The sequence below is a fragment of the Pseudomonas vanderleydeniana genome, assembly GCF_014268755.2.
Classification (GTDB): Bacteria; Pseudomonadota; Gammaproteobacteria; order Pseudomonadales; family Pseudomonadaceae; genus Aquipseudomonas; species Aquipseudomonas vanderleydeniana.
On record NZ_CP077093.1, the window covers coordinates 3,367,585 to 3,383,686 of the forward strand.

At 61.4% G+C, this 16,102-nt stretch carries 16 protein-coding genes and 1 pseudogene; 11 read left to right on the forward strand and 6 right to left on the reverse strand.

What is annotated here, in order from left to right; all coding sequences use genetic code 11:
- Positions 1-130 precede the first annotated feature (130 nt).
- The 5 genes from HU752_RS15315 to HU752_RS15335 all read left to right on the forward strand — a co-directional run bounded on the left by HU752_RS15315 (position 131) and on the right by HU752_RS15335 (position 6,306).
- Positions 131-850: a B3/B4 domain-containing protein gene (locus HU752_RS15315; RefSeq protein ID WP_186676985.1), complete on the forward strand. Its 720-nt coding sequence runs from the start codon at positions 131-133 to the stop codon at positions 848-850.
- 4 nt (positions 851-854) lie between these two features.
- Positions 855-1,805: a LysR family transcriptional regulator gene (locus HU752_RS15320; RefSeq protein WP_186676984.1), complete on the forward strand. Its 951-nt coding sequence runs from the start codon at positions 855-857 to the stop codon at positions 1,803-1,805.
- A 225-nt stretch (positions 1,806-2,030) separates the two neighbouring features.
- On the forward strand, positions 2,031-3,434 hold the full coding sequence (locus tag HU752_RS15325) for an amino acid permease (RefSeq protein WP_186676981.1): 1,404 nt from the start codon (positions 2,031-2,033) through the stop codon (positions 3,432-3,434).
- Between the two features lie 17 nt (positions 3,435-3,451).
- The gene (locus tag HU752_RS15330; RefSeq protein WP_186676978.1) at positions 3,452-5,098 is read left to right on the forward strand and encodes a thiamine pyrophosphate-dependent enzyme; all 1,647 of its coding nucleotides are present in this window, start codon (positions 3,452-3,454) and stop codon (positions 5,096-5,098) included.
- A 17-nt stretch (positions 5,099-5,115) separates the two neighbouring features.
- Positions 5,116-6,306, forward strand: coding sequence for an amino acid aminotransferase (locus HU752_RS15335; RefSeq protein ID WP_186676976.1), 1,191 nt, complete (start codon positions 5,116-5,118; stop codon positions 6,304-6,306).
- 50 nt (positions 6,307-6,356) lie between these two features.
- Here HU752_RS15335 and HU752_RS15340 read toward each other — a convergent pair whose 3' ends face one another.
- Positions 6,357-6,686: a hypothetical protein gene (locus HU752_RS15340; protein ID WP_186676974.1), complete on the reverse strand. Its 330-nt coding sequence runs from the start codon at positions 6,684-6,686 to the stop codon at positions 6,357-6,359.
- Between the two features lie 442 nt (positions 6,687-7,128).
- On the opposite strand from HU752_RS15340, the pseudogene HU752_RS15345 reads away from it, so the two are divergent.
- From HU752_RS15345 to HU752_RS15365, 5 genes and pseudogenes are all read left to right on the forward strand, one after another.
- Positions 7,129-7,281: pseudogene (locus tag HU752_RS15345) on the forward strand (GntR family transcriptional regulator); the annotation flags it as partial.
- A gap of 230 nt (positions 7,282-7,511) precedes the next feature.
- Positions 7,512-8,258 carry a deaminase domain-containing protein gene (locus tag HU752_RS15350; RefSeq protein ID WP_186676972.1) on the forward strand — a complete coding sequence of 249 codons (747 nt, stop codon included), beginning with the start codon at positions 7,512-7,514 and terminating at the stop codon, positions 8,256-8,258.
- Entirely contained in the window at positions 8,255-8,722 is a 468-nt protein-coding gene (locus tag HU752_RS15355) for an SMI1/KNR4 family protein (RefSeq protein WP_186676971.1), read from the forward strand. The genes HU752_RS15350 and HU752_RS15355 overlap by 4 nt, the downstream gene beginning before the upstream one ends.
- A gap of 194 nt (positions 8,723-8,916) precedes the next feature.
- Positions 8,917-9,408 carry a GNAT family N-acetyltransferase gene (locus tag HU752_RS15360; protein ID WP_186676969.1) on the forward strand — a complete coding sequence of 164 codons (492 nt, stop codon included), beginning with the start codon at positions 8,917-8,919 and terminating at the stop codon, positions 9,406-9,408.
- Positions 9,409-9,461: 53 nt separating this feature from the next.
- Positions 9,462-10,370 (forward strand): tetratricopeptide repeat protein, encoded by a 909-nt coding sequence (locus HU752_RS15365; RefSeq protein ID WP_186676967.1) that lies wholly within the window; start codon positions 9,462-9,464, stop codon positions 10,368-10,370.
- A gap of 285 nt (positions 10,371-10,655) precedes the next feature.
- On the opposite strand, the gene HU752_RS15370 is transcribed toward HU752_RS15365, so the two are convergent.
- Together HU752_RS15370 and HU752_RS15375 are read right to left on the reverse strand one after the other, a co-directional pair.
- Positions 10,656-11,057, reverse strand: a complete 402-nt coding sequence (locus HU752_RS15370) for a DUF6124 family protein (RefSeq protein ID WP_186676965.1) — start codon at positions 11,055-11,057, stop codon at positions 10,656-10,658.
- A gap of 231 nt (positions 11,058-11,288) precedes the next feature.
- Positions 11,289-11,900: a LysE family translocator gene (locus HU752_RS15375; RefSeq protein ID WP_186676963.1), complete on the reverse strand. Its 612-nt coding sequence runs from the start codon at positions 11,898-11,900 to the stop codon at positions 11,289-11,291.
- A gap of 100 nt (positions 11,901-12,000) precedes the next feature.
- Here HU752_RS15375 and HU752_RS15380 point away from each other — a divergent pair, with 100 nt between their 5' ends.
- Positions 12,001-12,453 (forward strand): Lrp/AsnC family transcriptional regulator, encoded by a 453-nt coding sequence (locus tag HU752_RS15380; RefSeq protein ID WP_186676960.1) that lies wholly within the window; start codon positions 12,001-12,003, stop codon positions 12,451-12,453.
- A gap of 34 nt (positions 12,454-12,487) precedes the next feature.
- Here HU752_RS15380 and HU752_RS15385 read toward each other — a convergent pair whose 3' ends face one another.
- The 3 genes from HU752_RS15385 to HU752_RS15395 all read right to left on the reverse strand — a co-directional run bounded on the left by HU752_RS15385 (position 12,488) and on the right by HU752_RS15395 (position 16,082).
- Entirely contained in the window at positions 12,488-13,543 is a 1,056-nt protein-coding gene (locus tag HU752_RS15385; RefSeq protein WP_275959762.1) for a type II asparaginase, read from the reverse strand.
- 150 nt (positions 13,544-13,693) lie between these two features.
- Positions 13,694-15,106 carry an aspartate ammonia-lyase gene (locus HU752_RS15390; protein ID WP_186676958.1) on the reverse strand — a complete coding sequence of 471 codons (1,413 nt, stop codon included), beginning with the start codon at positions 15,104-15,106 and terminating at the stop codon, positions 13,694-13,696.
- Positions 15,093-16,082 carry a LysR family transcriptional regulator gene (locus HU752_RS15395; protein WP_186676948.1) on the reverse strand — a complete coding sequence of 330 codons (990 nt, stop codon included), beginning with the start codon at positions 16,080-16,082 and terminating at the stop codon, positions 15,093-15,095. The genes HU752_RS15390 and HU752_RS15395 overlap by 14 nt, the downstream gene beginning before the upstream one ends.
- Positions 16,083-16,102 lie beyond the last annotated feature (20 nt).

Sequence of the window (16,102 nt, forward strand, 5' to 3'; positions counted from 1 at the left end):
GGGCCTTTAAGCAGCCAGATCCAGTGCTACTATGCAGAAAGTGAATAGCTGGTTGCCGATTCCAGCATGGATGACCGCAGGATAGTGGGTGTTATATTCGGAAAATGCATCGTTCACCCAGGAAGATCCAGTGACTACCTTTTCCTACAGCATCAAACCGGCCGTTTTTTCCGCGCATCCGGAGTACCGTCGCGGTGTAGTGGTATTCCGCGGGCTCGACAATTCCAGGGCGGTACCGGAGGTGACCCGCCAGCTCAGGGAGAGTGAGGCGGCATTCCGCGAACGTGTCCAGGGCAATCCCGCCGAATATCCTCACATCGCTGCCTGGCGCGATGCGTATCGCCAATTCGGCGCCAAGCCGTCCGAGCATCGTAGCGCTATCGAAGCCTTGGGACGTCGGGTACTCAAGCCCGATTCACTGCCGGACATCAATACCCTGGTGGACATCGGCAACCTGCTTTCGCTGCGATACGCACTCCCGGCCGGCGTGCATCCCATCACCGAGCACTCGCGCACCCTCGAGCTGCGCCGCGCCACCGAGCAGGATGCGTTCCTGGCCGAGCCGGGGCAGGCGCCGGAAGCGATTGCGCCGAATGAAATCGTCCTCGCCTCGGGGAACCGGGTGCTGACCCGCCGCTGGACCTGGCGACAGGCGGCCGATACGCGAACCGTGGAAGACACCGGCTTCGTCTTCTTCGATATCGATGGGCTGCCACCCGTGACGGAGGGGGATGTCGAGGCGGCGATGGCTGACTTGAGGCAACTGGTCAGCCAGCACTGTGGTGGTGAATGCCTGGGCTACGCCATACTGGATGCCCAGCAACCGAACCTGAGTATCCGCCTGGATTGACCCGATGAACCCAGCCTTCAATAACCTGAGCATTTCTCAATTGAGGGCCCTGGTCACCATCCTCGAGGTGCTGAACCTCAGCCGGGCGGCCATCCTGCTGGGAACGAGCCAGTCGGCGCTAAGTCGCTACCTGGCCCAGGCCCGTGAGGCACTGGGCGACCCGCTGATGGTTCGACAGGGGCGCGAATACGTGTTGACCGAGCGCGGCCTGGAGGTATTGCAGCCGCTCAAGCTGGTGCTGCAGCGGCTCGACGGCATCAGCTCGCCGACGGTGTTTTCGCCCGCCACCTGTGAGCGCCGCTTCTGCATGGCAGGCTCCGACTATGTCGCGCAGTACATCCTGCCCGAGTTGCTGAACGACCTGGCGGTCGTTGCCCCCGGTGTCAGCCTCGACTTTCGGACCTGGCAGGCCAACCGCTTTGATTGGCTGGCCAGTGGCGAGGTCGACCTGGCGACCAGCATGATCGAGGAGACGCCCGCCGACTACCACGGCCGGATCATCGGCGAGGACATGGCCGTGTGCTGCATGCGCGCCGGGCATCCACTGGCGCGCAGCAACGTGCTGACCCAGCAGGATTACCTGGCCTGGTCGCACATCAAGATCACCATGGGCGGGGACAAGGACGGCTTCATCGACGCCCACCTGCGCAAGTCCCAGGCCAGTCGCACGATCAAGCTGGCGGTGCCGTTCTTCTCGGCCGCCCTGACCGTGCTCCAGCAAAGCGATGCGCTGCTGACCCTGCCGGAACACATCGCCAGGACGTGGGCCGGGCAGGCGGAGGTCTGCTATCGGCCCATCGCGTTCATGCAACACCAGTTCCGCTATTGGGTGGTGTGGCACAGTCGTACTCAGCCATCGCCCGAACAGCAATGGTTTCGCCAGTTCATCTATCAGCATTGCCGCGGCTCGAAGTTTCTGAGTCCTGGCGATCATCTGCCGCTGACTCTCGCATAACAGTCCATCCGGATTCTGCATAGTTGTTATGCAGGTACTGCGGCTGCCCAACTAACAACGGAATGTTACCGTAAAGCCTCAGTCGTTTTGCCATTGGCAACTCGATGAAGCCGCTACCCAAATAAACATAATGACGGGTTGCACTTAACTTGAATCTGCCGAATCACATCGGTCGCTCATTCAAACAATGACGGCTGCCGATGAATCACAATTGAGAACAATACGATGAGCAGAGAACAGAATGCGGGTCGCGAGTTATCTCGTGGCCTGTCGAATCGCCACATCCAGATGATCGGCCTGGGCGGTGCAATTGGTACCGGACTGTTTCTGGGGAGTGCCGGTGTCATCAAGTCGGCAGGCCCTGGATTACTGATGGGATATGCCCTGGCGGGGCTGATTGCCTTCCTGATCATGCGGCAACTGGGCGAGATGTTGGTCGATGAGCCGGTATCGGGTTCGCTGAGTTACTTCTCGAAGAAGTATTGCAGTGGTTTTCTTGGTTACCTGACCGGCTGGAACTACATCGCCGCCTATATCCTGGTGGGCATGGCCGAGCTGACGGCCATCGGCAAGTACATTCAGTTCTGGTGGCCGGATGTCCCGACCTGGGTCACGGCCGCCGGTTTCTTCATCGCCATCAACGCCATGAATCTGTTGAACGTGCGTTTCTACGGTGAGGCGGAGTTCTGGTTCGCCCTGGTGAAGGTGGTGGCGATCGTCGCGATGATCGGCTTCGGCAGTTGGCTGCTGTTCGGCCCCACCCAGCCAGCGGACGCGGCGCTGTCCAACCTGTGGAGCCATGGCGGCTTCCTGCCCCATGGGCTGGGCGGCCTGCTGATGGCGATGCCGTTCATCATGTTTGCCTTCGGTGGGCTCGAGTTCATCGGCTTTACCGCAGGCGAGGCGGCAGAGCCCAGGTCGAGCATCCCCAGGGCCATCAACCGCGTCCTGTATCGCATTGGCATTTTCTACATCGCGGCCCTGGCGGTTCTGCTCGCGCTGACGCCCTGGGACACGCTGGTCGCTTCGCTCGATCATGCTGGCGATCCCTACAGCGCCAGTCCGTTCGTGAAGATCCTCAGTCTGCTGGGCAGCGACCTGGCCGCCCACCTGCTGAACCTGGTGGTGCTGACCGCGGCCATGTCGGTCTACAACGGCGTGGTGTATTGCAATACCCGTCAGTTGTTTGCCATGGCAGAACAGAACCAGGCGCCCAGGTCGTTCCTGAAGCTCAACAGGAACCGTGTTCCCGTCAATGCGTTGTTGGCGAGCGCATTGATTACCGGTATTGCCGTTGTACTGAATTATTTCTCACCGGAGGGCGTTATCGAAATCCTCATGTCGCTGACAGTATCGGCAACGGTGATCAATTGGCTGCTGACCAGTTATACGCATCTCAAGTTTCGCAAGGCCAAGTTGCAAAAAGGACAGGCACTTGAATATGCGTCGCCTTGCCATCCTTTGTCGAACTATCTGTGCATCGGCTTCATTGTTGGGCTGTTGCTCATCATGGCCTTTATCCCGGCAATTCGTATTGCCGTCTGGTTGATCCCGCTTTGGCTGTTGATTGTTTATGCGAGCTATCGGAAGTATCAACTCGGATTGAACCAACAAGTCAGCTACGAATAATCTGCAATAGGTGTGATATGAAAAACGACAGCAATTCCTCTGCGATGATGACCGGCGGCGATGCCCTGATCGCGAGTCTCAAGGGGCATGGCGTGGACACGGTGTTCGCCTTGCCCGGTGCCCAGATCTACGGCCTGACCGATGCCCTGGCGCGTAACCGTGACGACCTGCGGATCTTCGGTGCGCGCCATGAGCAGACCAGCGCCTACATGGCGTTCGGCTACGCCCGTTCGACCGGGCGCCCCGGCGTTTTCACCGTAGTGCCGGGCCCCGGCATCCTCAACGCCAGTGCAGCGATGTTGACCGCCCATGGGTGCAATGCTCCAGTGCTGGCGCTGACGGGTGACGTCATGAGCGGCTTCAAGGACCGTGGTCGCGGGCAGTTGCACGAGCTGCCACGCCAGCTGGAAATCCTGCAAGGCATCGGCAAGTGGGCGGCGCACATCGAGCAACCGGCCGATACCCCGTGGCAGGTCGCACGGGCCTTCCAGGAAATGCGCTCCGGGCGCCCGGGTGTGGTCTCCCTGCAGGCTTCCTGGGACTACTTCACCACCAGGGCGGCGGTGGGCAGCCAGGCGCCGCTGGAACTCAAGCCCAAGCCGCCAGTGGACAGCGATGCGGTATCCCGTGCCGCCGAGCTGCTGAGCAAGGCCAAGGCACCGATGATCTTCGTCGGTTCCGGCGCGTTGGACGCCAGCGCCGAAGTCGGCCAACTGGCGGAAGTGCTGGGTGCGCCGGTAGTGAGCTTCCGGGGTGGGCGTGGTGTGGTCAGTGACGAGCATCCGCTGGGCTTCACCGTGGCTGCCGGCTCGCGCCTGTGGCCGCAGACCGACGTGGCGGTGGTGATCGGCTCGCGCTTCGAGTTGCTGGACATCCGCTGGCGGCATCGTCCGGCCGGGCTGCAGTTGATTCGTATCGACATCGACCCGGCGGAGGTGCGCCGCATCAACGCCCAGGTCAACCTGGTGGCCGACGCCGCCGAGGGTTCCAGGGCCCTGGCTGAAGCGGTGCTGCGTGTCGGCCCGCCGGCGCATCGCAATGCCCAGATCGCCGAAGCTAAGGCGGCGGCCCAGCAGGCGATCCAGTCGGTGCAGCCGCAGATGGACTATCTGCGGGTGATTCGCGATGTGCTGCCGCGCGACGGCTTCTTCGTCGAGGAAATCTCCCAGGTCGGTTTCACCTCGATCTTCGGCTTCCCCGTATACCAGCCGCGTACCCTGGTCACCTCTGGGCACCAGGGCACCCTGGGTTTCGGTTTCCCCACTGCGCTGGGGGTCAAGGCCGCGCATCCGGACAAGGCCGTGGTGTCGATCTGCGGTGATGGCGGCTTCATGTTCGCCGCGCAGGAGTTGGCGACGGCGGTTCAGTACCAACTGAACCTGGTCACCGTTGTCTTCAACAACAACGCTTACGGCAACGTCTACCGCGACCAGCAGGAAAGCTTCGCTGGTCGGCTGCTCGGCTCGGAGCTGGTCAACCCGGATTTCATCAGGTTCGCCGAGTCGTTTGGTGTCGAGGCTCATCGCGTGAACACACCTGCACAACTGCGCCCGGTGCTTGAGCGTGCCTTTGCCGCCGGCAAGCCGGTGCTGATCGAAGTGACGGTTCCCCGTGGCAGCGACACCAGCCCGTGGACCTTCCTGCATCCGACGTTTGCCCACTGAATTGAAGGAGTACGACCGTGCTTGATCAGGTAGAGATTTACCCAGGTGATCCCATTCTTTCGCTGATGGACGATTACCAGAAGGACCCGCGTGCCGAGAAGGTCAACCTCAGTATCGGCTTCTACTACGACGAGAACGGTAACGTGCCGGTACTGGAGTCGGTGAGGAAGGCCAAGCTTGTGCTCGATGCCCGCGCGGAAACGCCGAACCTCTATCTGCCCATGGATGGCCTGCCGGCGTTCCGCGGCCTGGTGCAGGACTATCTGTTCGCAGAGGAAAATGTCGTGCACGGTGCGCGAATCGCCACGATCCAGAGTGTCGGTGGCTCGGGGGCCATCCGCATCGGTGCGGACTTCCTCAAGCGTTACTATCCGCAGTCGCAGGTGTGGGTCAGCGACCCGACCTGGGACAACCACCTGGCGATCTTCAAGGGGGCCGGTTTCGAGGTCCATCGCTATTCATACCTGAAAGAGGCCGGCTGCTCGATCGACTTCGAGGCGATGCTCGAGTGCTTCGACTCGTTGCCGGCCCACAGCATCGTGCTGCTGCATGCCTGTTGCCATAACCCGACCGGACTGGACCTGTCGCCGGGCCAGTGGGACACGCTCATCGGCCTGTTCGCCGAGCGCAAGCTGATTCCGTTCCTTGACGCCGCGTACCTCGGCATGGGAGATGGTCTGGAGGCGGATAGCCATGCCATTCGCGCCCTGGCCCGTGCCGGGATCACCGGGCTGGTCAGCAACTCGTTTTCCAAGGTGTTCTCGCTGTATGGCGAGCGTGTGGGGTCGTTGTCGATTCTCTGCCGGGACGCCGGGATTGCTGAGCGGGTGGCCGGGCAGTTGAAGGGGACGGTGCGGGCCAACTATTCGAACCCGCCACGCTTTGGCGCCGAGCTGGTGAGCATCATCCTGGCCGATGCCCAGTTGCGCCAGGAGTGGTTGGCGGAGCTCGACGGCATGCGCCAGCGCATGCAAGACATGCGTCATGCACTGCATGACCGGATCAAGAGCCTCAAGCCGGACTGCGACGCCGATTACCTTCTGACGCAGAAGGGCATGTTCAGCTTCACCGGGCTGCTTCCTGGGGCGGTGGACCGCATTCGTGATGAGTACGGGATCTACTTCATCCGCAATGGCCGTGTATGCATTGCTGGCCTGAATGGGGCGAACGTGTCCAGGGTGGCGGCCGCCATCGCTGCTGCGTCCTGATCACCGCGCAGAAAGAAGAAGCCCGACAATGTCGGGCTTCTTCTTGAGGATCACCGAGGGAGAGATTCCAAAGGTGACTCGGTCCACTCCTCCTTGAGCGAAAGCAGCAGGTACGGCAAGCCTGGGTCAGCACTCAACAGAGTGAGTACCAGCTTCAGACGGAACCGTTTCTCCATGAGCGGGTACAGGTTGAAAAACACCTGCTCGGCTTCGGGCGCCTGGCTGTGAGCCTTGGCCGCGGCCTGAAGCAGCTCGCGTAGCCTGATTGCGAAGGTTGATCCCCGTTGGCCCTTGTAATCCCTGATGGCCTTCTTCCATAGCAGCGGGGTCAGAATGATGGCGTACTTGAAGGCAGCGCCTGTCTGTTGCATCTGGGACATATGACTTCTCCTTGTCGAGAGAAACCACCGGTCCTGACCGGGAGGTGATTTCCCGGTTGAGGTAGTGAACGATGCAGCAGGTCGTGCTCTGTCCTTGAGCGTCTGCTCTGGACGGATGCAGGGGTAGGGGAGAACAGCGGCGTCACGGCAAGCTTCCCTCGACAGAAGTCGATCGGTCGCATGACTGGAAGCGCTGCGACCTGAAGGCGGACCCTGCGCACTGGCGCAGCGTAGCCTCTCGGGTCCAGGCTACATCGGCATGGTGCTGACAGGATCAGCGGTATGCGTCCACACAATGGCGAATGCGGGCGGGGGCTGTCAAAGCCCTATCTGCAACAGTCTTTTTCCGAGTTCGCCCAAGGCCACGACACAACACGGCTCTCTCGTTCATGCAGGGGGATGACACGGGGTGCGGACGCTGTTTGAAGGCCACTGCGAGAAGGCCGCGCACTTGGCGGGGAAGCGCGGCACGGCGCTGCTGATGATGGAACGTGCCTCCTGGTTCGACGACGACCGCTGCTGCGATCGCATGACCTTCTTCATTCGGCTGGAACGTTATGCCTTCGTGCCCAGTGGCGTGTTCCAGAGCCGGTGATTCGCACCACGCCGCCAGGGGCGTTTTCTTACAGTGTGGACCCAGGGTTGCTTGTAGTCTTTTTTCCATTCAGGTGAGAGACAGTAGTCCTGTTTCAGATCGATTGCTCTGGGGTTTCAACCTGAATAGGCCAAGGGGGCATCTGTTGAGGTAGGGATTTCATTGGTGGGTTCTCCACGCTTGCGCAGCAGGGACGGGTTCCTTGGCAAGCCCTGGATGGGACGAGCAGCATGCCGATTCATCACAATACTGGCGGCGCGGGCAGTGTGCCCCTGCTGACCGTTCCGGGCCCACCGATCGACCGGGTCCGGTGCGACGTCACCTTGTTGGGACAGTCGCTGGCAGTCGCGCAAAACACGCCGACCTACGCCTCGATACTGCAAGGCGCACCCCGGCCCGCGCCGTCCAGGGCACACCTGGGTTTGCAGCAGGCGAAACTCCCCACTTCGCCTCAACCGCACGAGCGGCTCGCCAGTCAGTTGCAAGGGGTGAAAAACGTGGGTGCCCATCAGGCACCTGAGCGCCCCATCCCGATCAGGCCCGCTGCCTTCAGCGGGGCCATGGGGACTCGCGGGCTGTCGGGTTTGAGTACTGGTTTTATCGAGCGGGTTGCTGAAATCCGCAAGCAGTATGAGTTGTATCCCAACAGGAACGTGGCCGTGGCTCGATTTACTATCGATGGGAAAAGCAGTGAACTCATCGGCATCAGTGGAGCACGCGAGCGTGCAGGAACCGTGAGTGCTCCCGTGATAAAAATATTTGATACCGTTCGAACGGGTGATAACTCAAGGGAACTGGACTCTGAATACAAGATTCTCTCAGCGATGGCCGCTGATATGACTGCGTCGTCTAAAGGGGCCGTGGCACTTTATTCTGAGCTGCGACTCTGTGTTTCCTGTGATGGAGTCGTCGAGCAATTTCGGCAAAGATTCCCTGATGTGGTCGTAGATGTGACGACCGGAAGGCCACGGCAATGAGTGATGTTCGAACGATTTTTTTCGATTTGGAGCGCAGAGGCGCTATTTCAAGGGGTAGCCTTGTCGGTTGCAATGAGGAAGAGATTCTTGGGGTCGAAAAAAGCCACGGCGGCAGGCTGCCAAGGGCCTATCGTGATTTCCTGATGGTAGCGGGGCGGTCTGCGGGGAAACTGTTTGCGGGTAGCGCTATGTTTTATCCGGAATTACTACAGTTGAACGCTGCAGCGAAGGCGTTGTTTTCTGATTCCGGTTTCCCTGACCTCTATCCGCATGATGCGAAGGCATTCTGCATGCACCAGGGGTATGAGGTTCTGTTTTTTATGCCCGGCGCCGATGACCCCGCGATCTTTCAGTATGTTGAAGGGGAGTGCGCCGTGACGCAGCCCTGGAACAGCTTTTCCGAATTTTTGAGCGACTCCATCGAGAAGCATCTGGCTCATTGGCCTGACTTGAACCCTGGCTGAAGACGAAAATCAGTGAGATGGGAGCGAACAGGAATTCAGGGAATCGCGGCGCCCCGGGTAGACCACCTGCACCTTGATGTGCGGTGCCTGCCCCGTTGCTGTACCTGAATCCTGTGCTGAAAAGAATGCAGGGCATGCAGGAGGCTGGTCATTTACCATAGGCCAATCGCTGGATCACTTTATGGAACCCATTCATGAGCAACCTGCATTTGCGCCAACCTGTCGCCCAGGACGCCGAACGCTGCTACGAGATTGAAATCGGCGCGTACGAGGGCGACGAAGCCGCCACCCTGGAGAAAATCCGCACTCGCATCGACCAGTACCCGCAGGGTTTCCTGCTGCTCGAGGCGGACGGTGGCATCGTCGGCTTCATCAACAGTGGGTGCGCCCACGAAGTGGTGATGTCCGACGAAGCGTTCAAGGAACTGGTCGGCCATGACCCGGTGGCCCCCAACGTGGTGATCATGTCGGTGGTGGTCGACCCCGTTCACCAGGGCAAGGGTTACGCCAAGCTCCTGATGAACGAGTTCATCGCTCGCATGAAGGCGATGGATAAGCAGACCATCCACCTGATGTGCAAGGAGCAGCATGTCGAGCTGTATCGCAAGATGGGTTATGCGTATGTGCGACCGTCGCCATCCGACCACGGCGGCATGGCCTGGCATGAGATGGTCATGTCGCTCTGAGCACGTTGGCACGAGTAACCGCAGGCTGTGATCTTGAAGGATGCAGGGAAGCCATGTTGAGAACCTTGTTGCTGGTTCCCGTTTTTGCGGCGCTCGTGGGCTGTCAGGGCCTGGGGCGACCGGATGATGTCGACTCTCCCATCGTGGGGCTGCGCTGCCTGATCCTGGCTGGCAAGCAGCCGTTCGAGCGGGAAAACCTGCGCTACATCGAACGTTACGCTGGCCATGGCAGTGCCAAGTGCAAGGTGGCGCTGGGCAAGATGTACGAGGAGGGCGGCTACGGTGTCGATCAGGACCTGGGCAAGGCCAGAGTACTGTTCGCCGAATCGGCGGCGCTGGATCCGTCCATGAACGTCTTGCTGGGGCAGATGGCCGAGCGCGGCGAAGGCGAGCCTGTCGACTACGCCAAGGCGCGCGACTTGTATCAACGCTCGGGCAAGAGCGCCGCGCTGCCGCTTGCACGGCTCATGGCGCAGGGCAAGGGCGGGTCGCAGGATATACCGGGGGCGTTGACGCTCTACCTGGATACCACCCGGTACGTGGGTGATGACGCCTGGAAGGCGATGGACAGCCTGCGCAAGGAGGGCCACCCACTCAACGAGGCGCAGGCGACACGCTTTCGACAGGTCTGGCTCAAGGGCTTTTTGAAGGAGCAGAACCGCAGGCTCTTCGTGCGCGAAGTGCTTGAGGCCGTGAATGCCAGTGGGCAGGACAAGAGCGTCACCTTGACCTATCGCTTCACTTCGGACAGCGGCACGCCGCAGGTGACGCTGACCAAGGGTTCGGGCGACGCGAATGTCGACGCCTGGATCATGAAGGCCGCAGTGCGGATCAGCCTGAGGGATTCGGCGCCGCTGACGGACGAGACGGGCAAGCTGGAGATCGTGTCGCCGTTGACGGTCAGGGTTCAGGAGATTTCGGGTCGGGTATGGGGCATTTGTGGGCGCAAGCCCTGTGGTTGAGTGCAGGGCATTGGCTTGTCACTGACCGGTGACCGCAGTGGTTGTTCTGATCCGGATCCTGTGCTGTTTCTGCTGGCCTGTTCGCGGATGAACCGGTGCGCCGTCTCCCACAGGTACTGCGCCAGCCGCCTATTTTATGTGCGACAGAGCCCCTGTGGGAGCCGGATTTATCCGCGAAGAGGGCGTCGCCATCGACACAGGCTCCGGATCAGCCCGCAGTGCTCAGGCGCGGCGCCCTCCGCATTGCACGCTTTCCATGCCTGTCGCCGCTATCCATCACTGCACTCAGGTAGCTGAGGGCGCGCCATCGAGCAGCGCATCCACCACGGCCCGCGACAGCCCGACCGAGTGAATCAACCCCATCATCAGCTCCCGCTCGAAGCCCTGCAGGCGTGGGCAGATTTCATCGGCGTTGAGTTCGGCGCAGCGGAGCATTTCCGATACCTGCGTCAGTGCGGCCTGCGCGCTTACGCCTGGTTGTACGCAGAACAGCGGCGTCATGGATGGCGCGGCCTCGACGCTTCTGAAGGAGGTGCTGCCGAGCGTTTCGAGTAGTGCGGGTGTTTGAGCGCAAGGGGACGTCGATTTGATCTGAGCCAGCGAATCATGCATGACCTTGCGCAGATAGGCGGCTTTTTCTTCGAGGCTGGAGGTGCTGCAAGGGGTGGGAGTGGTTTTCTTGATCATGGTGAATCTCCTATTGCGTTCATGGGACTCATCCACACTCGCTGCGACACAACTTCGCGGCGCTGTGCGCCTATTCATATCCGGGTTACCAAGCTCGGTCGCCGAGTTTGCAGCGACTTTTGGACTCTAGTGACGACGTTAAGCGCAGACAACGTTCTTCCATGCCAATATTGAGTAGGAAATCGGCGCATTATCGGAAAGCCGTTTCGTGTCTTTACCAAGTGTTGCGAGCTAGACGCTCATCAGCCGCCAGATCGCCGGCAGGGTCGCCATCAACAACGTCACCGCCATTCCCGCATTGAAGACCAGGGCGAACCTTGGCCGGGTCAGCCACTTGCGAAACGCCACGCCACCCACCGCCCAGATGCCGACGCAAGGAATCGACAACGCCGTCAGCAACGCCGCCGCGATGCACAGATTCACGACGTGGTTTTCCACCGGAATGTAGGTCGCCGCCGCACTGATCGACAGTGCCCAGGCCTTGGGGTTGATCCACTGGAACACCGCGCCACCGAGAAAGCCCATTGGCGGGCGGCTGTCCTGCTGCAACGCCAGTGGGCCGCTGCTGGCAATCTTCCAGGCAAGCCAGACAATGTACCCGGCGCCCAGCACCGCCAGCACGGTATGGATCATCGGCACGGCCTCGAACAGTTCACCCAGGCCGAGCCCGAGAATCGCGAACTGTACGCCGACACCGAAGGCGATTCCCACTACCAGTGGCAGGGTGCGCCAGACACCCACCCGCGCCCCGGAGACCAGTACCATGGCGTTGTTCGGGCCCGGGGTCCCGGTCATGACCACAGCAAAAAGTAGAAACGCGACAAGCACCGTGAGATCAGTCATGAACACCTTCAACGATCGATAAGGGAAGGTGGTTATTTTATTGCTCGTATCACGCACGTTGGTTGCATAATGGTGCGTGGATTGAGCTTTGGTGCAATAAATGACAGATATTGACAAGATCGACCGAAAAATATTGCGCGAGCTTTCCCGCGATGCACGCCAGACCAACGTCAAGCTGGCCGAGCGGGTCGGGCTGTCCGCTTCCGCCTGCCTGCGGCGCGTCCAGGAACTGGAGCGTTCGGGGGTGATTACCGGCTACCGGGCGGTGATCGACAGGAGCAAGCTGGGCGCCGGCTTCATCGTCTATGTGACGGTCGGCCTGTCCAGCCACACCAAGGACAGCCTTGAGGCGTTCGAGCGGGCCATCAGCCAGTCACCGGATGTCGTGGAGTTTCACACCATCACCGGGGCCATCGAATACCTGCTGCGGGTCGAGGTCGCGGACATCAAGGCCTACAAGACCTTTCACACCGATGTGCTGGGCGTGCTGCCGCATGTGTCATCGATCACCAGCCATATCGTGATGGACTCGCCGAAAAACGAACGCCCTTGAGTCAGGGCGTTCGTCGTCCTGTGCTTGAGGGCTGTCAGAAGGTGTGCAGCATCTGCTGGATCTTCGCCGGGTCGTGGGTGACGGTCAGCGCCAGCATCAGCAGGATCCGCGCTTTCTGCGGGTTCAGGGTGTCGCCCAGCAGGCCCACATAGGCATCGTCTTCCGGAATGTAGCCGCTGCCGGCGCGGGTGGAGCGCACCACCACCACGCCTTTCTGGATGGCGTTGCGAATGGCCGGCAGAACGAAGTTCGATTCGCTGCCGGCACCGACGCCAGCCACCACGATCCCTTGCGCATGGTTCTGTACGGCGGCGTCATACAGGTAGCCACTGTCGTTCTGGTAGCCGTAGAGGATGTCGACCTTGGGCAGTGTGTCCAGCTGGGAGATATCGAAGGGCGTCTGCACGGTGTGGCGCTTGGCAACCTGGGTTTCGAACAGTGGTACCTGGTTGACCAGGCGACCGAGGTCTCCGGCTTCCGGTGACTTGAAGGTGTCCAGGGCGTTGGCGTCGGTCTTGGTGGTGAAGCGGGCCGAACCGATCCGGTCATTGAGCACCACCATCACGCCACGACCTTTCGCTTGCGGCGAGGCGGCGACCGCCACAGCCTGCAGGATGTTGCTTGGTCCGTCGGCACCGATGGCCGTGGAAGGGCGCATAGAGCCGGTCACGACCACTGGCTTGTCGCTCTTGACCACCAGATTGAGGAAATAGGCGGTCTCTTCCAGGGTGTCGGTGCCGTGGGTGACCACCACGCCGGAAACGTCATCACGCTGCAGCAGTGTGTTGATGCGCTTGGCCAGCTTGAGCAGGATCGGGTTGTCCATGTTGTCACTACCGACGTTGACCACCTGTTCGGCGGTGACATTGGCCACTTCGCCGAGCGACGGGACCGAGGCGATCAGTGCCTGCGCCGTCAGTACGCCAGGCTTGTAACCGGTGGTCTGGCTCTGCTGTGCGGCCGTGCCGGCGATGGTGCCACCCGTTGCCAGGACGGCCACGGTGGGTTTGGCCGAAGACTGCGCCATGACCTGGCTGACGGTCATGACCGAAGCGAACAAGACGGTAAAACCTACTTTTAGAATTTTCATTATTCACCTGCATTCTGGTTTTTGGGGCAGAGGTAGGCTGAGCTCGCGGAGCGAACTCTGAAGGGTTGTTGTTTTTTGGGGGGCAAGCGGGGCGGACGAGGACGTCCACCCGGGCGGCGAGGTGATCTGGCGACCACCTCACCGGGTTTCTCAACCTTCGAACACTGGATGAGAAGCCTTTTCGATGGCGGCCAGGGCCTGTTCCCGGGTCATGACCCCGGATTCTTCCATGATCGCCAGCAGCGAGCGGCCTTCCGATACCGACTGGCGGGCCAGCTTGCTGACCTTGGCGTAGCCCAGCTGAGGGACCAGGGCGGTGGCCACGGCCATCGAGTCGGTCAGGTGCTGCAGGTTGCGCTCTGCGTCGGCGGTGATACCGGCAATGCACTTCTCGCGGAAGCGACGGATGCCCTGGGTCAGCAGGGTGATGCTGTCGAACACCCGCGAGGCAACCACCGGCTCGAAATGGTTGATCTCCAGCTCGCCGTATTGCACGGCCTGGGCCACGGCGACGTCGTTGCCGATCACCGCGAAGCTCAGTTGGATCATCGCCATCGGCAGTACCGGATTGACCTTGCCCGGCATGATCGAGGAGCCGGCCTGCGCCTCGGGCAGCTTGAGCTCGCCGATCCCGCCGACCGGACCGGAGGACAGCTTGGTCAGGTCGGCGGCGACCTTGGCCAGCGACGCGGAACAGGTGCGCAGTTCGCCGGACACACGCGAGAACACATCCATGTTCTGCATGGCATCGAACGGGTTCGACGGTGCCAGGTACTCGACGTCGGTGATGGCCGACAGGTGCTGGTAGACCGCCTTGCGGTAGGCCGCCGGTGCACCGAAGCCGGTGCCGATGGCGGTGCCGCCCAGGGGCAGGGTGCGCAGCTTGTCGCGCACGGCCGCCAGCTCGGCCGCCAGGCGCTGGGTCAGTGAGGCGTAGCCGGAGAACAGCTGGCCCAGGCGCATGGGCTGGGCGTCCTGCAGGCAGGTGCGGCCCAGGTGCAGGATATCGGCGAACTGTTCGGCCTTTTTCTCGAACGCCACGGCAAGCGACTGCACTTCGCTGATCAGCGGCGTGAACATCGCATAGGTGGCGATCTTCAGCGCGGCCGGGTACACGTCGTTGGTGGATTGCGAGATGTTGACGTGATCGTTCGGGTGCACGATGTCATAGCGCCCGGCCGGGTGGCCGAGGACCTGCTGGGCACGGTTGGCGATCACTTCGTTGAAGTTCATGTTCGTCGAGGTACCCCCCGAGCCTTCCAGCAGGTCGACGATCAGCGAGTCGTCGCACTCGCCGGCGATGACCGACTGGCAGGCCTGCACGATGGCATCGCACTGCGTGGAGTCGAGCACGCCGCTGTCGCGGTTCGCCAGGGCCGCGGCCCATTTGCACTGGGCGAAGGCGTCACGGAAGGCCGGGTAGTGGGCCACCGTCAGGGGCGATACCGTCAGGTTTTCCAGGCCACGCGCCGAGTTCACGCCATAGAGCTTGTCGCCGGGGATGCTGACTTCCCCTACGTAGTCCTGTTCAACCCTGGCGTTGCGGTGATCAAAAGTACTCACGGATATTACCCTCATCAAATTTCACTAGGGCCTCGACACCCTGGCCCAGGGCCTTGAGGTTGGGCAGGAAGGTGTCGAGGATGACGTCGCGCGCCGCTTCGCAGGCGTCTGCGAAAAAGGCGCTGTATTCGTTGCGTCTGGCGACCAGGTAGAGCGAGCGCTCAAGGCCCAGTTCCGGTATCACGTGGGCGGTCACGTTGCGGGCCCAGGTGCTGGCTTGCAGGAAGCACATCGGGCTGGTGACGGCCCAGCCAATGCCCTCGGCGACCATCGAGGTCAGGGCGTCGGCGTTGTCCAGTTCCAGCCAGTTCGGTACCCGGATGTTCAGGCTTCTCAGGTGCCGGTCGATCTGCTGGCCGACCTGGGAGGCATGGTTGAAGCGCACCACCGGCAGCACGTTGGCCAGGGCCCGCACCTCCTCGATGGTGTTCAATGGCTTGCGCTGTGTCGTCGGCGTGATCACGAAGTAGCGCTCCGAGAACAGCCGGTAGCGCACGACATCGCTGGCATCCATCAGCGGGTCGCTGGTCACGATCAGGTCGAGATCGCGTCGCAGCAAGGCTTCGCCCTGTTGCGGGCTGAGCCCGGTGCGTACCGAAAGCTGGGCCGCCTGGCCCAGCATGCGCTTGGTGAACATCGAGCCGCAGGTGGAGGCGAACGAATCGACCAGGCCCAGGCGCAGGTCGGGCTTGACCCCTCGACCGGCTTCCAGCACCTGGACCTTCAGGTTCGACAACTCCTCGGCCAGCAGCGCGCCGCGGTTTCGCAGGGCCACGCCCCAGGAGGTGAGGGTGAGTGGGCGGGTGGTGCGGTCGACCAGTACCACGCCCAGTTCATCCTCCAGCTGCCGCACCATCTGCGAGACACCCGACTGGGAGATCCCCATGCGGCTGGCGGCGCCCGACATGCTTCCTTCTTCAGCCACGCAGATGAAGACCTGTACGGCATGCATGTCGATCAGTTTGTTGGCGGGCATGGGCGTTCTCACTGGGTTGG